Here is a 1,216-nt window from a genome sequence, read left to right as displayed (position 1 = left end):
AGATTTCATAACTATATGATTTTAAAAGTTTTGATTATTTTTTGATCCAAAATTAAATTTATTTAAATCAGATGCTTACATATTTATGCAACAAAGCCCTTTGTATTTAACAACTTCACCATTATGATTCTATGATGCAAATACCGCAAAATAGCGTCGCCAATCGGCTTTACTCTTAAGTTTTTTATACTCAGCTTCCCTCATCCAACAAATACTGTTATCTAAACTACGTGGATCTAAAACACGATATAAAACTTCACCTTCCTCAATGGGATGAGCCTGCTCAGCGCTACTGCCCTGCTGGTGTATACGAAATCATGGAAAATGATGATGGTTCTAAGCGTTTCCAAATTAATGCTGCGAACTGTGTTCACTGTAAGACTTATGATATTAAAGATCCGTCACAAAATATTACTTGGGTTGTACCTGAGGGTGCAGGTGATATGAGCTATTCGAATATGTAATGTCTTTTAAAACCCTCGCTAAAGTTTTTTTATTAAACTTCGATAAATACGAAAGTTTCCCCTTGAGCGATATAGTTTTATTCTTCACCATCAAAATACCAATATACTTCACCCCAGTCTTGTTCTGAAAGCATTGGTAAAATGTCACCTCTATCAAAATATTGACGTTCATTTGGTTGGGCTGGAGTCGTCCAATAACCTGTTTTTGGACATTTATCCCCACCTTTGATTTTAATTTTTTCTACTGAATCTTGTGTTTGTACTTTTTCTGATTGTGCTTTAGCAAAATCGACTAAATCTTTTGGATAAAATTGATGCTCTCGATAAATGGTGTCATCAATATCTAACAACCATGTAACAGCTGCCGCTTCCCATGACCAATAACCAAAATAACTGATACCTGATCTAATATCAGGTTGTGGATGTTGATCATGATAAGGTTCACGACGACTGGCTTCATACCAATCTTCTAAGTACTGCAACATCATCGCTGGACGTTTTTCAGGTGCAGCATCAAAAACTTTAATGAGCTTACGATAAGGCAAATGACGACGTGCATCATTCGGTGGTATGCCTCGATCTGTTACAAATGAAGCAACCAATCGCTCGATTAAGCCATCTTTTTCTTGTCCTTCAGGTGTTGCTTCTGTGTAGTCGATAATCGTCACAATTCGACTCATTTGATCTGCATACCCTGTCAGTAAACCAAAGCATATCAATCGTAAAGCAATATACCAATAATCTTCAGTTCC

General features: G+C 36.4%; 1 protein-coding gene and 1 pseudogene. One reads left to right on the top strand and one right to left on the bottom strand.

Annotation, left to right across the window (positions count from 1 at the left end; genetic code table 11):
* Positions 1–260: 260 nt before the first annotated feature.
* Positions 261–464 (top strand): annotated as a pseudogene (locus F905_RS15280) (4Fe-4S dicluster domain-containing protein); the annotation flags it as partial.
* Positions 465–541: 77 nt separating this feature from the next.
* On the opposite strand, the gene F905_RS13785 reads toward F905_RS15280, so the two are convergent.
* The coding region (locus F905_RS13785; RefSeq protein WP_005181893.1) for a PoNe immunity protein domain-containing protein at positions 542–1,216 on the bottom strand (675 nt) is incomplete at its 5' end.

Source organism: Acinetobacter sp. CIP 53.82 (assembly GCF_000369465.1).
GTDB lineage: Bacteria > Pseudomonadota > Gammaproteobacteria > Pseudomonadales > Moraxellaceae > Acinetobacter > Acinetobacter indicus.
This window is presented reverse-complemented; position numbering and strand designations above follow the sequence as displayed.